General features: G+C 68.7%; 18 protein-coding genes and 1 tRNA gene. 11 read left to right on the top strand and 8 right to left on the bottom strand.

Features of this window, described 5'->3' with window-relative positions; translation table 11 throughout:
* Positions 1-10 precede the first annotated feature (10 nt).
* Positions 11-1132 carry a ubiquinol oxidase subunit II gene (gene cyoA, locus BM145_RS03780; RefSeq protein WP_093331452.1) on the bottom strand — a complete coding sequence of 374 codons (1122 nt, stop codon included), beginning with the start codon at positions 1130-1132 and terminating at the stop codon, positions 11-13.
* A gap of 124 nt (positions 1133-1256) precedes the next feature.
* Between cyoA and BM145_RS03775 the strand changes: the two genes are divergently transcribed.
* Positions 1257-2579: an MFS transporter gene (locus BM145_RS03775; protein WP_093331449.1), complete on the top strand. Its 1323-nt coding sequence runs from the start codon at positions 1257-1259 to the stop codon at positions 2577-2579.
* Between the two features lie 386 nt (positions 2580-2965).
* Here BM145_RS03775 and BM145_RS03770 read toward each other — a convergent pair whose 3' ends face one another.
* Positions 2966-3406: a MarR family winged helix-turn-helix transcriptional regulator gene (locus BM145_RS03770; RefSeq protein WP_093331446.1), complete on the bottom strand. Its 441-nt coding sequence runs from the start codon at positions 3404-3406 to the stop codon at positions 2966-2968.
* A 131-nt stretch (positions 3407-3537) separates the two neighbouring features.
* On the opposite strand from BM145_RS03770, the gene BM145_RS03765 reads away from it, so the two are divergent.
* From BM145_RS03765 to msrB, 4 genes are all read left to right on the top strand, one after another.
* The gene (locus BM145_RS03765) at positions 3538-3963 is read left to right on the top strand and encodes an organic hydroperoxide resistance protein (RefSeq protein ID WP_093331444.1); all 426 of its coding nucleotides are present in this window, start codon (positions 3538-3540) and stop codon (positions 3961-3963) included.
* 65 nt (positions 3964-4028) lie between these two features.
* Positions 4029-4565 (top strand): type 1 glutamine amidotransferase domain-containing protein, encoded by a 537-nt coding sequence (locus BM145_RS03760; RefSeq protein WP_093331441.1) that lies wholly within the window; start codon positions 4029-4031, stop codon positions 4563-4565.
* The gene (gene budC, locus BM145_RS03755; protein ID WP_093331439.1) at positions 4566-5327 is read left to right on the top strand and encodes a meso-2,3-butanediol dehydrogenase; all 762 of its coding nucleotides are present in this window, start codon (positions 4566-4568) and stop codon (positions 5325-5327) included. It abuts the gene before it with no gap.
* Positions 5328-5337: 10 nt separating this feature from the next.
* Complete coding sequence (gene msrB, locus BM145_RS03750) at positions 5338-5778, top strand: peptide-methionine (R)-S-oxide reductase MsrB (RefSeq protein ID WP_093331436.1); 441 nt, start codon at positions 5338-5340, stop codon at positions 5776-5778.
* A gap of 287 nt (positions 5779-6065) precedes the next feature.
* On the opposite strand, the gene lepA is transcribed toward msrB, so the two are convergent.
* From lepA to pnuC, 3 genes are read right to left on the bottom strand one after another with little or no spacing between them, the layout of a single operon-like run.
* Entirely contained in the window at positions 6066-7877 is a 1812-nt protein-coding gene (lepA, locus tag BM145_RS03745; protein WP_093331434.1) for a translation elongation factor 4, read from the bottom strand.
* Between the two features lie 13 nt (positions 7878-7890).
* Complete coding sequence (locus BM145_RS03740; RefSeq protein ID WP_093331780.1) at positions 7891-8400, bottom strand: AAA family ATPase; 510 nt, start codon at positions 8398-8400, stop codon at positions 7891-7893.
* 26 nt (positions 8401-8426) lie between these two features.
* Positions 8427-9002, bottom strand: a complete 576-nt coding sequence (gene pnuC, locus BM145_RS03735) for a nicotinamide riboside transporter PnuC (protein ID WP_093331431.1) — start codon at positions 9000-9002, stop codon at positions 8427-8429.
* Positions 9003-9135: 133 nt separating this feature from the next.
* Between pnuC and BM145_RS03730 the strand changes: the two genes are divergently transcribed.
* A tRNA-Pro gene (locus BM145_RS03730) sits at positions 9136-9212 on the top strand.
* Between the two features lie 159 nt (positions 9213-9371).
* Here the strand turns inward: BM145_RS03730 and BM145_RS03725 are convergent.
* Together BM145_RS03725 and serB are read right to left on the bottom strand one after the other, a co-directional pair.
* Complete coding sequence (locus BM145_RS03725) at positions 9372-9608, bottom strand: hypothetical protein (RefSeq protein ID WP_093331428.1); 237 nt, start codon at positions 9606-9608, stop codon at positions 9372-9374.
* A gap of 351 nt (positions 9609-9959) precedes the next feature.
* Complete coding sequence (serB, locus tag BM145_RS03720) at positions 9960-10841, bottom strand: phosphoserine phosphatase SerB (RefSeq protein WP_245739044.1); 882 nt, start codon at positions 10839-10841, stop codon at positions 9960-9962.
* Between serB and miaA the strand changes: the two genes are divergently transcribed.
* From miaA to BM145_RS03695, 5 genes are all read left to right on the top strand, one after another.
* Complete coding sequence (miaA, locus tag BM145_RS03715; protein WP_093331426.1) at positions 10834-11754, top strand: tRNA (adenosine(37)-N6)-dimethylallyltransferase MiaA; 921 nt, start codon at positions 10834-10836, stop codon at positions 11752-11754. The genes serB and miaA overlap by 8 nt on opposite strands.
* Before the next feature lie 52 nt (positions 11755-11806).
* Positions 11807-13552 (top strand): biosynthetic-type acetolactate synthase large subunit, encoded by a 1746-nt coding sequence (ilvB, locus tag BM145_RS03710; protein WP_093331423.1) that lies wholly within the window; start codon positions 11807-11809, stop codon positions 13550-13552.
* 147 nt (positions 13553-13699) lie between these two features.
* Positions 13700-14215 carry an acetolactate synthase small subunit gene (ilvN, locus tag BM145_RS03705; protein WP_093331421.1) on the top strand — a complete coding sequence of 172 codons (516 nt, stop codon included), beginning with the start codon at positions 13700-13702 and terminating at the stop codon, positions 14213-14215.
* A 97-nt stretch (positions 14216-14312) separates the two neighbouring features.
* Positions 14313-15332, top strand: a complete 1020-nt coding sequence (ilvC, locus tag BM145_RS03700) for a ketol-acid reductoisomerase (RefSeq protein ID WP_093331418.1) — start codon at positions 14313-14315, stop codon at positions 15330-15332.
* A 285-nt stretch (positions 15333-15617) separates the two neighbouring features.
* Complete coding sequence (locus tag BM145_RS03695; protein WP_093331416.1) at positions 15618-16220, top strand: YceI family protein; 603 nt, start codon at positions 15618-15620, stop codon at positions 16218-16220.
* Between the two features lie 4 nt (positions 16221-16224).
* On the opposite strand, the gene BM145_RS03690 is transcribed toward BM145_RS03695, so the two are convergent.
* The gene (locus BM145_RS03690) at positions 16225-16620 is read right to left on the bottom strand and encodes a BLUF domain-containing protein (RefSeq protein WP_093331413.1); all 396 of its coding nucleotides are present in this window, start codon (positions 16618-16620) and stop codon (positions 16225-16227) included.
* Positions 16621-16737 lie beyond the last annotated feature (117 nt).

Here is a 16737-nt window from a genome sequence, read left to right as displayed (position 1 = left end):
GTTCCGGTCCTCAGCCCTGCGCCGCCGCGGCCGCGAAGGGCGCGGGCGGCACGAGCATGGTCATGTTACGATTGGCGTCGGTGCCGGGATCGTTGGCCCCCGGCGCCTTGCCCCGCGGGGCGTTGAGATGCGGGCTGGTGCCGAGTTCGGACGGGTCGCGGGTCAGCGCGCCCTTCGCCTCGTCGGGACGCTGCGGCCGGTCGTTGGCCGGCGCGCGCACCCCGTGCGACTGGCCCATTCCGTGCTCGCCGCATTGGGTGCCCGGCCGCGTGCACATCGCCACGATCCGCGCGAACAGCCGCGGGTCGACGCGTCCGAAGCCGTAGGGCTTCACATTCTCGCTGGGCGCGGCGATCCGGTTGTAGGTCGCGATGTCGAGCGTCCCCGGCCGGCGACGGACGCCCGCCACCCACTGCTCGAACCGCGCATCGGGCACCGCGTAGGTCCAGAAGGTCATGCCGGAGAAGCCGGCGCCGCTGTAATTGCCCGACCGCCCCTCGAACTTGCCGGCCTTGTTGAGCACGCCGTGCAGCGCGGTCTCCATGCCCGGCATGGTGTAGATCATGCCCGCCATGGACGGAATCCACAGCGTGTTCATCACCGAGGACGAGGTCATGCGGAACTTCACCGGCCGGTCGACCGGCACCACCAGCTCGTTGACTGTGGCGATCCCCTGTTCGGGGTAGATGAACAGCCATTTCCAGTCGAGCGAGACGACCTGCACCTCCAGCGCGCGCGTCGCCGGCTCCACCGGCTTGCCGAGCGCCACCCGCGACAACGGCCGATAAGGGTCGAGCAGGTGCGTGCTGACCCAGGTCAGCGCGCCCAGCGCGATGATGATCATCAGCGGCGCCGCCCAGATGACCAGCTCCAGCCCGGTCGAGTGATCCCAATCGGGCTCGTAGGCCGCGTCCTTGTTGCCCGCGCGATACTTCCACGCGAACAGCAACGTCAGGATGATGACCGGCACGATGATGAGCAGCATCAGCCCGGTCGACCACCAGATCAGCCGCGCCTGCTGGCGCGCGACGTCCCCTGCCGGGTCCATCACCACCGTCGAACAGGCACCCATGAGGAGGGGCAGCACGGCGGCCACGACCTTGAGCGGCGCACGGATCGGGGTTCGAAGCATGATCCGGCAGCTAGTCTCCCTGCCGCGATACGGGAATAGGACAATTTGCCCCATGGCCCTCGAACGTTAACCCCGGTAGCGACGTTTCCCGAGGCTCCGCGGGGCCGTTCCGGGATACGCATGCATGGCCACCAGCTCTTCCGCCACGATCGAACAGGACGCCCGCGTGATGCACGCGCGCGGCCCCCACGAGGTGAAGCCGGCGGAGATCGCGATCGGCGTCATCATCGGCCGCACGTCCGAATTCTTCGACTTCTTCGTCTACGCGATCGCCTCGGTGGTGGTGTTCCCGGCGCTGATGTTCCCCTTCGTCGACCGGATCACCGGCACGCTCTACTCCTTCGCGCTCTTCCCGCTCGCCTTCATGGCGCGCCCGATCGGCACCCAGATCTTCATGAAGATCGACCGCCGCTACGGCCGCGGGACCAAGCTGACCCTCGCCCTGTTCCTGCTCGGCACCTCCACGGTGATGGTCGCCTTCCTGCCCGGCTACGGCACGCTCGGCCTCGGCTCGGCCATCCTGCTCGCCGGCCTGCGCGTCGGCCAGGGCCTCGCGCTCGGCGGCGCGTGGGACGGGCTCGCCTCGCTGCTCGCGCTCAACGCCCCGGAAAAGCGCCGCGGCCTGTGGGCGATGGTGCCGCAGCTCGGCGCGCCGCTCGGGCTGATCGTGGCGAGCGGCCTGTTCGCCTTCTTCCTGTCGGTGCTTCCCGCCACCGACTTTCTCGCCTGGGGATGGCGCTACCCCTTCTTCGTCGCCTTCGCGCTCAACGTCGTCGCCCTGTTCGCACGCCTGCGCATCGTCGTGACGCCGGAATATACCGAGCTGTTCCAGTCGCGCGAACTCACCCCCTCGCGCGTCACCGCCACCGTCAAGGCGCAGTGGCGCAACATCGTCATCGGCGCCTTCGCCCCGCTCGCCAGCTTCGCGCTGTTCCACATGGTGACGGTGTTCCCGCTGTCCTGGGTGACGCTCTACACCGACGAGAGCATCGCCCGCTTCCTGCTGATCGAGATGGCGGGCGCCGGCCTTTGCCTGCTCGCCATCCCGATCTCCGGCCTGCTCGCCGACCGGATCGGCCGGCGCAGCGTGCTCGGCTACTCGGCCGCCGCGATCGCCGCCTTCAGCGGCTTCGCGCCGCTGCTGCTGAGCGCGGGTGCGGCCGGCGAGGCGGCGTTCATGGGCCTCGGTTTCGTCCTGCTCGGCCTGTCGTTCGGCCAGTCGTCGGGCGCGGTCACCAGCAATTTCCCGAAGCGCGCGCGCTATACCGGGGCCGCCCTCACCTCCGACCTTGCCTGGCTGTTCGGTGCCGGCTTCGCGCCCTTCTGGGCGCTGTTCATCACCCAGTATTTCGGCCTGGGTGCCGCCGGCGCCTACCTGCTGTCCGGCGCCGTCGCGACCCTCGTGGCGCTCGGCCTCAACAAGGAACTGGCACGCAGGCTCGACTGACGTCCCCCCATCTTTCACCCCGGGCTCGACCCCGGGGTCGGTGCCTCCGCGCACATAACGGTCGGTTACTCGTGCGGAACGATGGACCCCGGATCAAGTCCGGGGTGACGGATCACGTGGGAAACGTCCCCCTACCCGTCATGCCGGGCTCGTCACGGCATTCCGGGCCACGAGCGCGCCGCAGCTTGCCTCCGAGCAAAGGCCGACCAACAGTGATCGCCCTCTAGGGCGGATCGACATTCAACGCTTCGCCTCATCATCCACCCCGGCGAAGGCCGGGGTCCAGCGGGGAGACGCGAATGGTCCGTCGTCGCACCTCTTCCACGACCTTCCCGACTGGACCCCGGCCTTCGCCGGGGTGGAAAAATGTCGAATGTCGATCCGTCCTAGCCCCCCGACAAGGCCCCGCGCAGCACCTGCACCTGCCGTGTCAGCATCTGCGCCTGTTCCACGCCCAGCCCGGTGCGGGCGAACACCGCCTCCGCCAGGCAGTCGGCCTCCGCCCGCAGCGCCTCGCCCGCCTCGGCAAGCCGCACCCGCACCTGCCGCTCGTCCTCCGTGCCCCGCACGCGCGAGACGAACCCGGCCACCTCCAGCCGCTTGACCAGCGGCGTAATCGTGCTTGATTCCAGCGACAGCCGCTCGGCAATCGACCCGATCGTCCGGCCATCCTCCTCCCACAGGCTGTGGAGCACCAGATATTGCGGATAGGTGATGCCGAGCCGGTCGAGCATCGGCTTGTACACCCGGTTCATCGCCATGGAGGCGCCGTACAAGGCGAAGCAGAGCTGGCTGTCGAGCGGCAACGGCGTGCGGGGGTGGGTCATGACAGATGAAACTATACGTTTCCGCCGCAGACCCCAACAGATTTGGGGACAAATCCGCGAAATGGGATGGAAACCGAACCATTATGGTTCTAGTTAGTTATCGCGATAATCTTTCCTGTAAGGAGTTCACCATGGCTGTCGACGTCAAATACACCACCACTGCCCACGCGACCGGCGGTCGCGACGGGCACGCGCAGACGGAGGACGGCCGCTTCGACGTCAAGCTCTCGACGCCGCGCGAACTCGGCGGCGCCGGCGGCGACGGCACCAACCCGGAACAGCTGTTCGCGGCCGGCTATTCCGCCTGCTTCATCGGCGCGCTCAAGGTCGCCGCCGGTCAGGCCAAGGTGAAGTTGCCCGAGGATACCAAGGTTGCCGCGCAGGTCGGCATCGGCCCACGCTCGGAAGGCGGCTTCGGCATCACCGCCGACCTCACCGTCTCGCTCCCCGGCCTCGACGCCGATCAGGCGAAGCAGCTCGTCGACGCCGCGCACGCGATCTGCCCCTATTCCAACGCCACCCGCGGCAACGTCGACGTCGGCCTGACGCTCGCCTGATCCGACGGTCGCAACCCTGTCGGGGGTCGGTCGTTCTCCCGCCGACCCCCGACACGGAGCCTTTCATGACCTTGACCGGCAAGACCATCGCCATCCTCATCGCCCCGCGCGGCACCGAGGAACCGGAATTCGCCCAGCCCAAGGCCGCGGTCGAGCAGGCCGGCGGCACCGCCGTGGTGATCTCGCTCGCCACCGACGACGCGCAATCCGTCAACAACGACCTCGATCCGGGCAAGACCTTCCCCGTCGACAAGGCGATCGGCGACGTCTCGGCGTCCGACTTCGACGGCCTCGTCATTCCCGGCGGCAGCGTCGGCGCGGACAAGCTGCGTGGCTCGAAGGAGGTGGTCGCGTTCGTCGCCGACTTCTTCGCCGCCGACAAGCCCGTCGCCGCCATCTGCCATGCTCCCTGGACCCTGGTCGAGGCAGGCGTGGTGAAGGGCCGCACGCTGACCTCCTTCCCCACGCTCCAGACCGACATCCGCAATGCCGGTGGCACCTGGACCGACCAGGAAGTGGTCGTCGACGGCAAGCTCGTCACCAGCCGCAACCCAGACGACCTTCCCGCCTTCTGCGCGAAGCTGGTCGAGGTGTTCGCGTAAATGGCCCGCTTCACCGGCAAGGTCGTCGTCGTCACCGGTGCCAGCTCCGGCATCGGTGAGGGCGCCGCCCGCCGCTTCGCCGCCGAGGGCGCGAAGCTCGTCCTCGGCGACAAGGACGAGACCGCGCTCAAGCACCTCGCCGCCGACCTCGGCACCGAGATCGCCTATGCCGAGTGCGACGTGTCGCAGCTCGCCGACTGCGAGGCGCTGGTCGACCTCGCCCTCCAGCGTTTCGACACGATCGATGTGCTGGTCAACAACGCCGGTGTCGATCACTTGGGCAAGCTCGACGAGGGCGACTTCTCCGCCTTCACCAAGGTGATCGAGACCGACCTCTACGGCGTCGTCCAGATGAGCCGCGCCGCCATTGCCGCGCTCCGTCGGTCGAAGGGGTGCATCGTCAACGTCTCCTCCGTCTCCGGCCTGGGCGGCGACTGGAACCACAGCTTCTACTGCGCGGCGAAGGGTGCCGTCACCAACTTCACCCGCGCGCTGGCGATGGACGAGGCGAAGGCGGGTGTCCGCGTCAACGCGGTCAACCCCTCGCTCACCTATACCGCACTCACCGCCGGCATGAAGGAACAGCCGGACCTGATCGCCGCGTTCAAGGCGCGCATCCCCATGGGCCGGGGGGCCGAGGTCGCGGACATCGCCGGCCCCATCCTGTTCCTGGCCAGCGACGACGCCCATTTCATCACCGGCGTGAACCTGCCCGTCGACGGCGGCCTCTCCGCCTCGAACGGCCAACCCCCGCTCAGCTGAGGAACATCCCATGCCCGATTACGCCAAGACCGACGAGGCGATCGCCCGCCTCACCCCCGAGCAGTTCCACGTCACCCAGCAGAGCGGCACCGAGCGGCCCGGCACCGGCGAGTATCTCCACACCAAGGAGCCCGGCCTCTACGTCGACATCGTTTCCGGCGAGCCGCTCTTCGCCTCCGCCGACAAGTTCGACTCGCACTGCGGCTGGCCCAGCTTCACCAAGCCGATCGAGCCCGCCGCCGCGCGCGAGATCAGCGATCACAGCCACGGCATGGTCCGCACCGAGGTCCGCTCCACCCACGCCGACAGCCATCTCGGCCACGTCTTCCCCGACGGCCCCCGCGACCGCGGCGGCCTGCGCTACTGCATCAACTCCGCCGCCCTCCGCTTCGTGCCCAAGGCGGACATGGAGGCGCAAGGCTATGGCGACTACCTCGATCAGATCGAATAGTCCCTCTCCCTCGTGGGAGAGGGAGGGAGCCGCGAAGCGGCGGAAGGGTGAGGGCGAACCCGTGCCACCGTCATGCCGGGCTTGTCCCGGCATCCAGGGCCAAGCAGCGGAACCCGAAATCCCAACCTACCGGCCGGCAGCAAGAACCTCCACCCGCCGCGGCAACGCCGCGTGGTCGAACGGCACGGGTGGCGGCGAGCCCGCCCGGCCGTCGGCCGGGTTGGCGCTAGTCCTCGCCTAACTCCCGGATCGCTACGCGATCCACTCGTTAGCCTCGGGCGCTGCGCCTACGCCTCATCCCCCATCCGGAGCGCCGCAATGAACGCCTCCTGCGGGATCTGCACGCTGCCGTACTCGCGCATCTTCAGCTTGCCCTTCTTCTGCTTTTCCAGCAGCTTGCGCTTGCGGGTCGCGTCGCCGCCGTAGCATTTGGCGGTCACGTCCTTCCTCATCGCGCTGATCGTCTCGCGCGCGATCACCTTGCCGCCGATCGCCGCCTGGATCGGGATCTTGAACAGGTGGCGCGGGATCAGTTCCTTCAGCCGCTCGCACATGCCGCGCCCGCGCGTCTCGGCGGTGCCGCGGTGGACGATCATGCTGAGCGCGTCGACCGGCTCCTCGTTGACCAGGATCGACATCTTGACCAGGTCGCCCTCGCGGTTGCCGATCTGGTGATAGTCGAAGCTGGCATAGCCCTTCGACAGCGATTTCAGCCGGTCGTAGAAATCGAACACGACCTCGTTCAGCGGCAGCTCGTACGTCGCCTGCGCGCGCCCGCCGACATAGGTCAGGTTCTTCTGGATGCCGCGCCGGTCCTGGCACAGCTTGAGGATGGAGCCCAGATACTCGTCGGGGACGTAGATCGTCGCCTCGATCCACGGTTCGGCGATGGTCGCGATCCGGTTGGGATCGGGCATGTCGGCCGGGTTGTGCAGATCGATGTGACCGCCGTTGTGCGTCAGCTCGATCTGGTACACCACCGACGGCGCCGTGGTGATGAGGTCCAGGTCGTACTCGCGCGTCAGCCGCTCCTGGATGATCTCCAGGTGGAGCAGCCCCAGGAATCCGCAGCGGAAGCCGAAGCCGAGCGCGGCGCTGGTTTCCATCTCGAACGAGAAGCTGGCGTCGTTCAGGCGAAGCTTCGAGATCGACTCACGAAGCTTCTCGAAGTCGTTGGCATCGACCGGGAACAGCCCGCAGAACACCACCGGCTGGACCTCCTTGAAGCCCTCCAGCGCCGCCGCGGCGGGCCGCTTGGCATCGGTCAGCGTGTCGCCGACGCGCGCCTGCGCCACGTCCTTGATCTGCGCGGTGATGAAGCCGATCTCGCCCGGCCCCAGATCCTGCAACTGCTCGATCTTGGGGCGGAAGCATCCCACCCGGTCGACCAAGTGGGTGGTGCCCGCCTGCATGAACTTGATCTGCTGGCCGCGGCGGAGCGTGCCGTCGATCACGCGGACGAGGATGACGACGCCCAGATACGGATCGTACCAGCTGTCGACCAGCATCGCCTTCAGCGGCGCGTCGGCATCGCCCTTGGGCGCGGGGATCTTGGTGACCACCGCCTCCAGGATGTCGGCGATGCCGATCCCCGACTTGGCCGAGGCGAGCACCGCTTCGGACGCGTCGATGCCGATCACGTCCTCGATCTCGCGGCGCACCTGCTCGGGCTCGGCGGCGGGCAGGTCGATCTTGTTGATGACGGGCACGATCTCGTGGTCGTGCTCGATCGACTGGTACACGTTGGCGAGCGTCTGCGCCTCCACCCCCTGCGCCGCGTCGACCACCAGCAGCGCGCCCTCGCACGCCGCCAGGCTCCGCGACACCTCGTAGGCGAAGTCGACGTGCCCCGGCGTGTCCATCAGGTTCAGCGTATATTCGATGCCGTCGGCCGCGGTGTAGGCCAGGCGCACCGTCTGCGCCTTGATGGTGATGCCGCGCTCCTTCTCGATGTCCATGTTGTCGAGGACCTGCTCGCTCATCTCGCGCGCGGAGAGACCGCCGGTCTGCTGGATCAGCCGGTCGGCGAGCGTCGACTTGCCATGGTCGATATGGGCGATGATGGAGAAATTGCGGATGCGGTCGAGCGGTGTGGTCATGTCGCCCGCCCTGCTAGCAGAACTGCCTCACCGCCGCCAATGCCGCCGCGTACCGCGCCTCGCCCTGCCCACGGATCGTCACGAACGGCAAGTCTCGCGCGACCAGCTGCGCCCGCGACACGTCGAAGAACCGCCGCCGCTCGGCCGCCGTGCCGAACATCCGCGTCCCGTCCTCCACCCAGGGCAGGTCGACGTCGAACAGCAGGTACAGGTCCGCCGTTCCCGTCCACGCTTCGAACCACGGGTCGACCCGACCGAACAGCATCTCCGCCCACGCCGCCGTCATCAGCGGATCGGTATCGAGCACCACCGGGAAGCGCCCCTGCCGCATGGCCGCGCGCGCGGCCGCGTCATGCCCCTCGGCAATGGCGACCAGGTCCGCCATCGAGAAGTCGGTGCCGTGCTCCTCCGCCCATGTCCGCCCGTATTCCGCCACGTAGGGTACGCCCAGCTCGGCAGCGAGGCGCGGGCCCACCGTCGACTTGCCCGTGCTCTCCGGTCCGTGCAGGCACAGCGATCGGATCACGGTCTTGGTTATAGTGGCCCCGGTCACAGCGGCCCCGGCCCGACCGCGTGCCTTGCCCGCCGCCAGTCGATCAGCCCCCACACCGCCAGCACCAGATATACCGCGTAGAGCCCCGCCGTGATCCACAGACCGCGCGCCAGGAACAGCGGCACCGCCGCCAAGTCGACGGCGATCCACACCACCCAATTCTCCCACCAGCGCCGCGCCATCATCAGCTGCGCGGCGACGCTCGCCGCGGCGATCGCGGCATCGGCGAAGGGAAAGGCGGCGTCGGTATGCCGCTGCATCACCCAGCCCCAGGCCGCCGCCGCCGCCAGCGCCGCGGCTGCCCAGCCGACGCGTTGTCGCGCGCGCATCGCATCGACCACCACCTCGCCCGTCGCGCCGATCGAGCGCTGCCACTCCCACCAGCCGTACAGGTTCGCGCCCGCGAAGAAGAGCTGCAAGCCTGCGTCGCTGTACAGCCGTGCATCGAGGAACACCGCGCTCAGCAGCAGCACCGCGCCCACGCCGTACGGATAGGTCCACAGCGACCGCCGGACGCCGAACGCCACGCAGGCCAGCCCCAGCAGCGCGGCGACGATCTCGATCCCGGTCATGTCCGCCCTGCCACGCCCCCGCCTAACGCCGTACCCACGCGCACGATAGCCCTTGCGGCCCCCCGAACCGCTGGCTATAGGCGCGCCTCCAAGCACCGGCGAGGCCCCGCAGGCCCGCGACCCGGTACTCCGTCGGGGAGTAGCTCAGCCTGGTAGAGCACTGTCTTCGGGAGGCAGGGGCCGGAGGTTCGAATCCTCTCTTCCCGACCATTATCCACCCTGTCCTGCCACGAGCAGGTCGCCACGCCGGCCCGTGGGTGTCGGAGCAGTTGATCGCGGTTGATCCGCAGCCGCTCCACCGCACTGCTTCTCTCGCGCCCGCGGCATTCCTTAGAGCAGGAGTGTGACGCTACGAGCGTTCGCTGGAAATTATAGTCCGCGATCCGAGATGGTGTTCGCCGACATCCGCTCCGTCGTCTGCCGGTCGTTGAACTCCCGCGCGTCCCAATCCGCCTTGGATGCACACACGCGTTTTCCGCCAAGGCGGCTGCCGGTAGTGCCGACGGTGCGGCAGATCATCTTGGGCGGCGCGGCTTTGACCGTTGTCGGCTGAGCCGGTGCGGCGGACTGAACGGCTTGCAACAGAAGTGCCACGGCGATCATCATGGTTCGGCTCCCAAGGTGTCGGGATCATGACCGATGGCAGGCGAGAGTCAACGGCAGGGCGGCTCCTCGAGTCCCTCCCAACCTCTTCCGGTATGGAGCGCAAGGGTGCACCAACCCGACAAGCTCAGCCCCTCCTCAGGGCGACCAGTAGTAGGTCGGCTTTCGCGCTCGATGCTCTAGGACGGGTCGACATTCGGCATTTTCCCACCCCGGCGAAGGCCGGGGTCCAGTCGGGAAGGTCGTGGAAGAGGTGCGACGACCGACCGTTCGCGTCTCCCAGCTGGACCCCGGCCTTCGCCGGGGTGGATGATGAGGCGCAGCGTTGAATGTCGATCCGCCCTAGAACAGACCTCATCCGCCGACCCACTCCGCCCGCGCGATCCCCTGCGCGTAGAGCAGTGCCGACAGGTCGCCATGCTCCACCCTCGCCCCCGCCGCCGCCGCGACGATCGGCTTGGCCCGGTACGCCACCCCCAATCCCGCCGCGCGGATCATCGGCAGGTCGTTGGCGCCGTCGCCGACCGCCAGCGTCGCCGCCGGATCGATCCCGCGCTCGGCCGCCACCACGCGCAGCGTCGCCTCCTTGGTCGCGGCATCGACGATCGGCTTGGCCACCCGGCCCGTCAGCCGCCCGCCCTCGGCGAGCAGCACGTTGGCGATCGCCCAGTCGAAGCCGATCCGCGCCGCTACCGGCTCCGCGAAGCGCGTGAACCCGCCCGACACCAGCACGCAATGCCCGCCCCGCGCCCGCATCGTCCGCACCAGCAGTTCGGCGCCCGCCATGATCCGCACCCGCTCCGCCAGGCAGCGGTCGATCGCCCCCTCGTCCAACCCGGCGAGCAGCGCCACCCGTGCGTCGAGCGCACCCTCGAAATCCAGCTCGCCGCGCATCGCCGCCTCCGTGACCGCCGCCACCTGCGCCTTGATGCCCGCATAGTCGGCCAGCTCGTCGATGCACTCGACGGTAATCATGGTCGAATCCATGTCGGCGACCAGCAGCCGCTTCTCGCGCCCGGCGGCGGGCTGGACGATCACGTCGACCGGCCCCAGCGCCCCTTCCAGCGCCGTCCGCGCCGTTGCCGGTTCCCGGTCGAAGGGAATGTCGGCCGCCTTGCCCGCGTCGAGCCACGCGGCCGGCGCCGGATCGCATCCCGTGCCGGCGAGCAACCCGCCCGCCCGCGCGACGACTTCCGGCCCCAGCGTCTCGGCTGCTATCAGCGTGGCAATGAACACGTCCGTCCTCCCCAGGGTCGCGCTCATCGCAGGCCCCACCGCCAGCGGCAAGTCCGCCGCCGCGCTGGCCCTGGCGGAGGCGAGCGGCGGCACGGTCGTCAACGCCGACGCCAGCCAGGTCTATGCCGACCTGCGCATCCTCTCGGCTCGACCGAGCATCGCGGAGGAGGCGCGCGTGCCGCACCGTCTGTTCGGGCATCTCGACGGTGCCGAGCACGGCACGGCCGCCCGCTGGGCCGCCGATGCCGCCGCCGCGATCGACGCCGCCCACGCCGCGAACAGCCTGCCGATCCTGGTCGGCGGCACCGGGCTTTATCTGCGCACGCTGCTCGACGGCATCGCCCCCGTGCCCGCCATCGACCCCGCGATCCGCGCCGAGGTCCGCGCGCTGCCCGTCGCCGCCGCCCATAAGCGGCTGGGCACGGTGGACCCCGCCGCCGCCGCGCGCCTCCACCCCGCCGACACCAGCCGCGTCGCCCGCGCGCTGGAGGTGGCGCTGTCCACCGGCCGCCCGCTCGCCGCCTGGCAGGCCGACCGCATCGGCGGTATCGCCACGCGGATCGCGCTCGACGCGGTGGTCGTCCTTTCCGATCGCGACACGCTGGTCGCCCGCTGCGACGCGCGGCTGGCGGAGATGTTCGACGGCGGCGCGATCGAGGAGGTCGCCGCCCTGCTCGCCCGCGACCTGCCGCCCGACGCTCCCGTGCTCCGCGCGATCGGCGTTCCCGAGATCGCGGGCTATCTGGCCGGAGAGTGGACCCGCGACGAGGCGCTCGCCCGCGCCCGCCTCGCCACGCGCCGCTACGCCAAGCGGCAGGTCACCTGGTTCCGCCACCAGCCACCAACATCGTGGCGGAGAATAGAAAGTTTCTTGAATAGTGGCACAGACGAAATAAACTTTCATTCGGGTTGACGCGTCGTTGCTCGGTCCGTAGGGCAGCGCCTCCACCACCCGGAGAAGCACAGTGACCGAGCGAAGCGGAGCGGACATCCTGGTCGAGGCGCTGTGCGATCTCGGCGTGGAGGTCGTGTTCGGCTATCCCGGCGGCGCCGTGCTGCCGATCTACGACGCGATGTTCCGATCGGGAAGGATCAGGCACATCCTGGTCCGCCACGAACAGGCCGCCACCCACGCCGCGGAGGGATACGCCCGCTCCACCGGCAAGCCCGGCGTCGTCCTCGTCACCTCCGGTCCCGGCGCGACCAACGCGGTCACCGGCATCACCGACGCGCTGCTCGACTCGATCCCCATGGTCGTCATCACCGGCCAGGTGCCGACCGCGCTGATCGGCACCGATGCCTTTCAGGAGGCGGATACGGTCGGCATCACCCGCCATTGCACCAAGCACAACTACCTGGTGAAGGACCCCGCCCTTCTCGGCGCGACGATCCACGAGGCGTTCCACATCGCCACCTCCGGCCGCCCCGGCCCGGTCGTGGTCGACATCCCCAAGGACGTGCAGGTCGCCACCGCCCGCTACAGCAAGCCCGGCCCGATCCAGCACAAGACCTACCGCCCGCAGGTCAAGGCCGACCGCTCGGCGATCGAGGTCGCGGTGGAGATGCTCGCCGCCGCCGACCGCCCGATCCTCTACACCGGCGGCGGCATCATCAATTCCGGCCCCGCCGCGTCGCAACTGCTGGCGGAGCTGCAGCGAATCACCGGCGCGCCCGTCACCTCGACACTGATGGGCCTGGGCTGCTTTCCGGCCAGCCACGACGCGTTCCTCGGCATGCTCGGCATGCACGGCACGTTCGAGGCGAACATGGCGATGAACCAGGCCGACCTGGTGGTCGCGATCGGCGCGCGCTTCGACGACCGGGTCACCGGCCGGCTGGACGCGTTCAGCCCCCACAGCCGCAAGATCCACATCGACATCGACCGGTCGAGCGTCAACAAGAACGTCCGCGTCGACCTCGCCGTCATCGCCGACGCCGGTCACGCCATGGAGGACATGGTCCGCGTCTGGAAGTCGCGCCAGCTACCCAGGAACGACCTGTCCGACTGGTGGCAGCGGATCGCCGGCTGGCGGGCGAAGGACAGCCTCGGCTTCCACGACCAGCCGACCGAGATCATGCCGCAACGCGCCGTCCGCGCCTTGTGGGAGGCGACACACGCGCGCAACCCGATCATCACCACCGAGGTCGGCCAGCACCAGATGTGGGCCGCGCAGCATTTCGGGTTCGAGAAGCCCAACAAGTGGCTGACCTCCGGCGGGCTGGGCACGATGGGCTACGGCCTGCCCGCCGCGATCGGCGCGCAGCTCGGTAACCCCAACGCGCTCGTCATCGACATCGCCGGCGAGGCGTCGATCCAGATGAACATCCAGGAACTGGCCACCGCCACCCAATACCGGCTGCCGATCAAGGTCTTCATCCTCAACAACGAATATATGGGCATGGTTCGCCAGTGGCAGGAACTGACCTACGAGAGCCGCTACGCCGAAAGCTACAGCGATTCGCTGCCCGATTTCGTCCGCCTGGCCGAGGCTTACGGCTGGAAGGGCATTCGCATCGAGACGATGGATCAGCTCGATGGCGGCATCGCCGACATGCTCGCGCATGACGGCCCGGTGATGGTTGACTGCCGCGTGTCGAAGCTCACCAACTGCTTCCCCATGATCCCGAGCGGTGCGGCGCACACCGACATGATCCTCCAGGCCAACGAGGTATCCGGCACGATGGACGACGAGGCCAGGGCGCTGGTGTAGCGCAACATGCTCCCCTCCCTGTCAGGGAGGGGCTGGGGGTGGGTGGAGTGCTCGCGCGACGGCAATCGTCGCGCCCCTCTCTCCGTACATCCCCGGACGCAACCCACCCCCCGACCCCTCCCTGACAGGGAGGGGAGTGAGGTTCGAATGCATATCCGAGAAGAAACCGCCACCCGCCACACGCTCGCCGTCGTCGTCGACAACGAGCCCGGCATCCTCGCCCGCATCGCCGGGCTGTTCACCGCGCGCGGCTACAACATCGAATCGCTCACCGTGTCCGAGGTGACGGAGGACAAGGCGGTCAGCCGCATCACCATCGTCACCTCGGCCTCGGCGCACGTGATGGAGCAGATCATCGCGCAGCTCGACCGGCTGGTGCCCGTCCACCGCGTCACCGACCTGACCGTGCAGGGCGCGCATGTCGAGCGCGAGCTGGCGCTGGTGAAGGTCGCGGGCGCGGGCGACCACCGGATCGAGGCGCTCCGCCTCGCCGACGTCTACCGCGCCCGCGTCGTCGACGCGACCACCGCCAGCTTCGTCTTCGAGGTGACGGGCGGCCGCGAGAAGATCGACACCTTCGTCACGCTGATGGCGGAAGTCGGCCTGGTCGAGGTCGCGCGCACCGGCATCGTCGCCATCGCCCGCGGCCGCGAGGCCGCCTGACGCCGACCGCCATGCTCCTGCGAGCGCAGGAGCCCGGGATCAAGCAACACCGGTCTCCTGCGGTCGCAGGAGCATTTCATCGAAAGGGAACTAGGAAATGCGAGTCTACTACGATCGCGACGCCGACCTGAACCTCCTCAAGGGCAAGAAGATCGCCATCGTCGGCTATGGCAGCCAAGGCCATGCCCACGCGCAGAACCTGCGCGATTCCGGCGTCGAGAACGTCGCCGTCGCGCTCCGCGGAGGCTCCGCCACCGCGAAGAAGGCCGAGGCCGCCGGCTTCCCCGTCATGTCCAACAAGGACGCCGCCGCCTGGGCGGACCTGGTGATGATCCTCGCCCCCGACGAGCACCAGGCTGCGATCTACGCGGACGACCTGCACGCCCATCTGAAGCAGGGCGCCGCCATCGCCTTCGCGCACGGACTCAACGTCCATTTCGGCCTGATCGAGCCGCGGGCCGACCTCGACGTCGTGATGATCGCCCCCAAGGGCCCCGGCCATACCGTCCGCTCGGAATATCAGAAGGGCGGCGGCGTCCCCTGCCTGATCGCGGTCGACCAGGACAAGTCGGGTAACGCGCACGAACTCGCCCTCGCTTATGCCAGCGCCGTCGGCGGCGGCCGCTCCGGCATTATCGAGACCAACTTCAAGGAAGAGTGCGAGACCGACCTGTTCGGCGAGCAGGCGGTGCTGTGCGGCGGCATCACCCACCTGATCCAGGCCGGGTTCGAGACGCTGGTGGAGGCGGGCTACGCGCCCGAAATGGCCTATTTCGAGTGCCTGCACGAGACCAAGCTGATCGTCGACCTGCTCTACGAAGGCGGCATCGCCAACATGCGCTACTCGATCTCCAACACCGCCGAGTACGGCGACATCACCACCGGCCCGCGCATCATCACGCCCGAGACCAAGGCGGAGATGAAGCGCGTCCTCGCCGACATCCAGGGCGGCCGCTTCGTCAAGAACTTCGTTCTCGACAACCGCGCGGGCCAGCCCGAGCTGAAGGCCGCACGCAAGGCGGCGGCGGCGCACCCGATCGAGAAGGTGGGCGCGGAATTGCGGGGAATGATGCCGTGGATCGGCAAGAACGCGCTCGTCGATCGCGAGCGGAACTAAGCGAAGCTTAGCTTCGCTCGCGGAGCGCGTTCTTGCCCGGCCGGCACGGCGAAGCCGGTCCATAGGACACGGCTTCGCCGGGTCCGACGGGCCGGCGTGCGAGATGCCCTCCCTAAGTCGTCACCCCGGACTTGATCCGGGGTGACGGAAGAGATCGGGACCGACGGAAGAGGTTGCGGCATGACAGGGCGAGTAAGCAGAAACGCACCGTCGCCACGCCCCCGTTTGACGCGCGCGCGCGCCTCCCCCACTCTGCCGCGCATCAAACAGGGAGTTCCCACCACCATGCGCCCGATCCTCGCCACCGCCCTCCTCGTCCTCGCCGCCCCGGTTCTCGCGCAAGGTGCGCTCCCCGGCGCGCCGCAGGCGTCGCGCATCGCCGCCGGCACCTACCCGGTCGATCCCGCGCACACCCAGGTGACCTGGCAGGTCAATCACATGGGCTTCTCGATGCTCCAGGGTCAGTTCGGCGCCTCCGCCGGCCAGATCACCATCGATCCGGCGAAGCCGAACGCCACCAAGGTCGAGGTCACCTTCCAGACCGACCAGCTGACGACCACCGCCCCGCGCTTCACCGATCACCTGAAGTCGAAGGACTTCTTCGACGTGGCGAACCATCCCACTGCGCGCTTCGTCTCCACCGCCGTCCGCGCCACCGGCGACAAGGCGACGATCACCGGCAACCTGACGATCAAGGGCATCACCAAGCCGGTGACGCTGCAGGCGACCTTCGTCGGCGCCGGCGCGAACCCGATGAACAAGAAGCTGAACTTCGGCTTCCGCGCGACCGGCACGATCAACCGCAGCGACTTCGGCCTCGGCATGGCGACGCCCGTCGTGTCCGACAAGGTCGACCTGACGATCAACGCCGCCTTCGCCGCGGCCTGACGGATCAGGCGGCGCGGCGCGCCGCCACCAGGCCCCGGAACGTGCCGCGCACGCTGTCGGACGCGCCCGACAGCAGCCGGTCGAGCCGGGCATCGAACGCGTCCTCGTCGTCGGTGTCCTGAGGACGCGCCATCGACCAGTCGCCGAACTCGCGCGTCGTGACCGTGCGGTCGGACAGGATCACGACGGCCCGGTGGCGCGGGTCCGCCTTGATCCGCGCGAACGTCTCGTCGACCGCGTCCTCCGGCCCCTCGATCACCTGCAGGAAACGCGTGCCGTCGGTGTAGAGCAATCCCGTCACGCCCGCCGCGCCGTTGTTCCGCCTCGACTGGTGGAGGATGTCGCCGATGTTGACGGCGATCCGCATGGGCCTGGAGCTGACGTAGAGTAATTGGCGCATGGTTCGCTTCCGTTGACCGACGCGATCGCCGTTGCGCTCTGAATGGTTTCATCCTCGCTAACGACGCGCCGGTTCGCCCCGCCTTTCCGTCGCGCTGGACAAGCCGGCCGCGGATCG

This window comes from Sphingomonas rubra, assembly GCF_900115745.1.
Lineage (GTDB): Bacteria > Pseudomonadota > Alphaproteobacteria > Sphingomonadales > Sphingomonadaceae > Sphingomonas > Sphingomonas rubra.
Note: the sequence above shows the minus strand (reverse complement) of the source record. Positions and strands in the feature narration are given on the sequence as shown.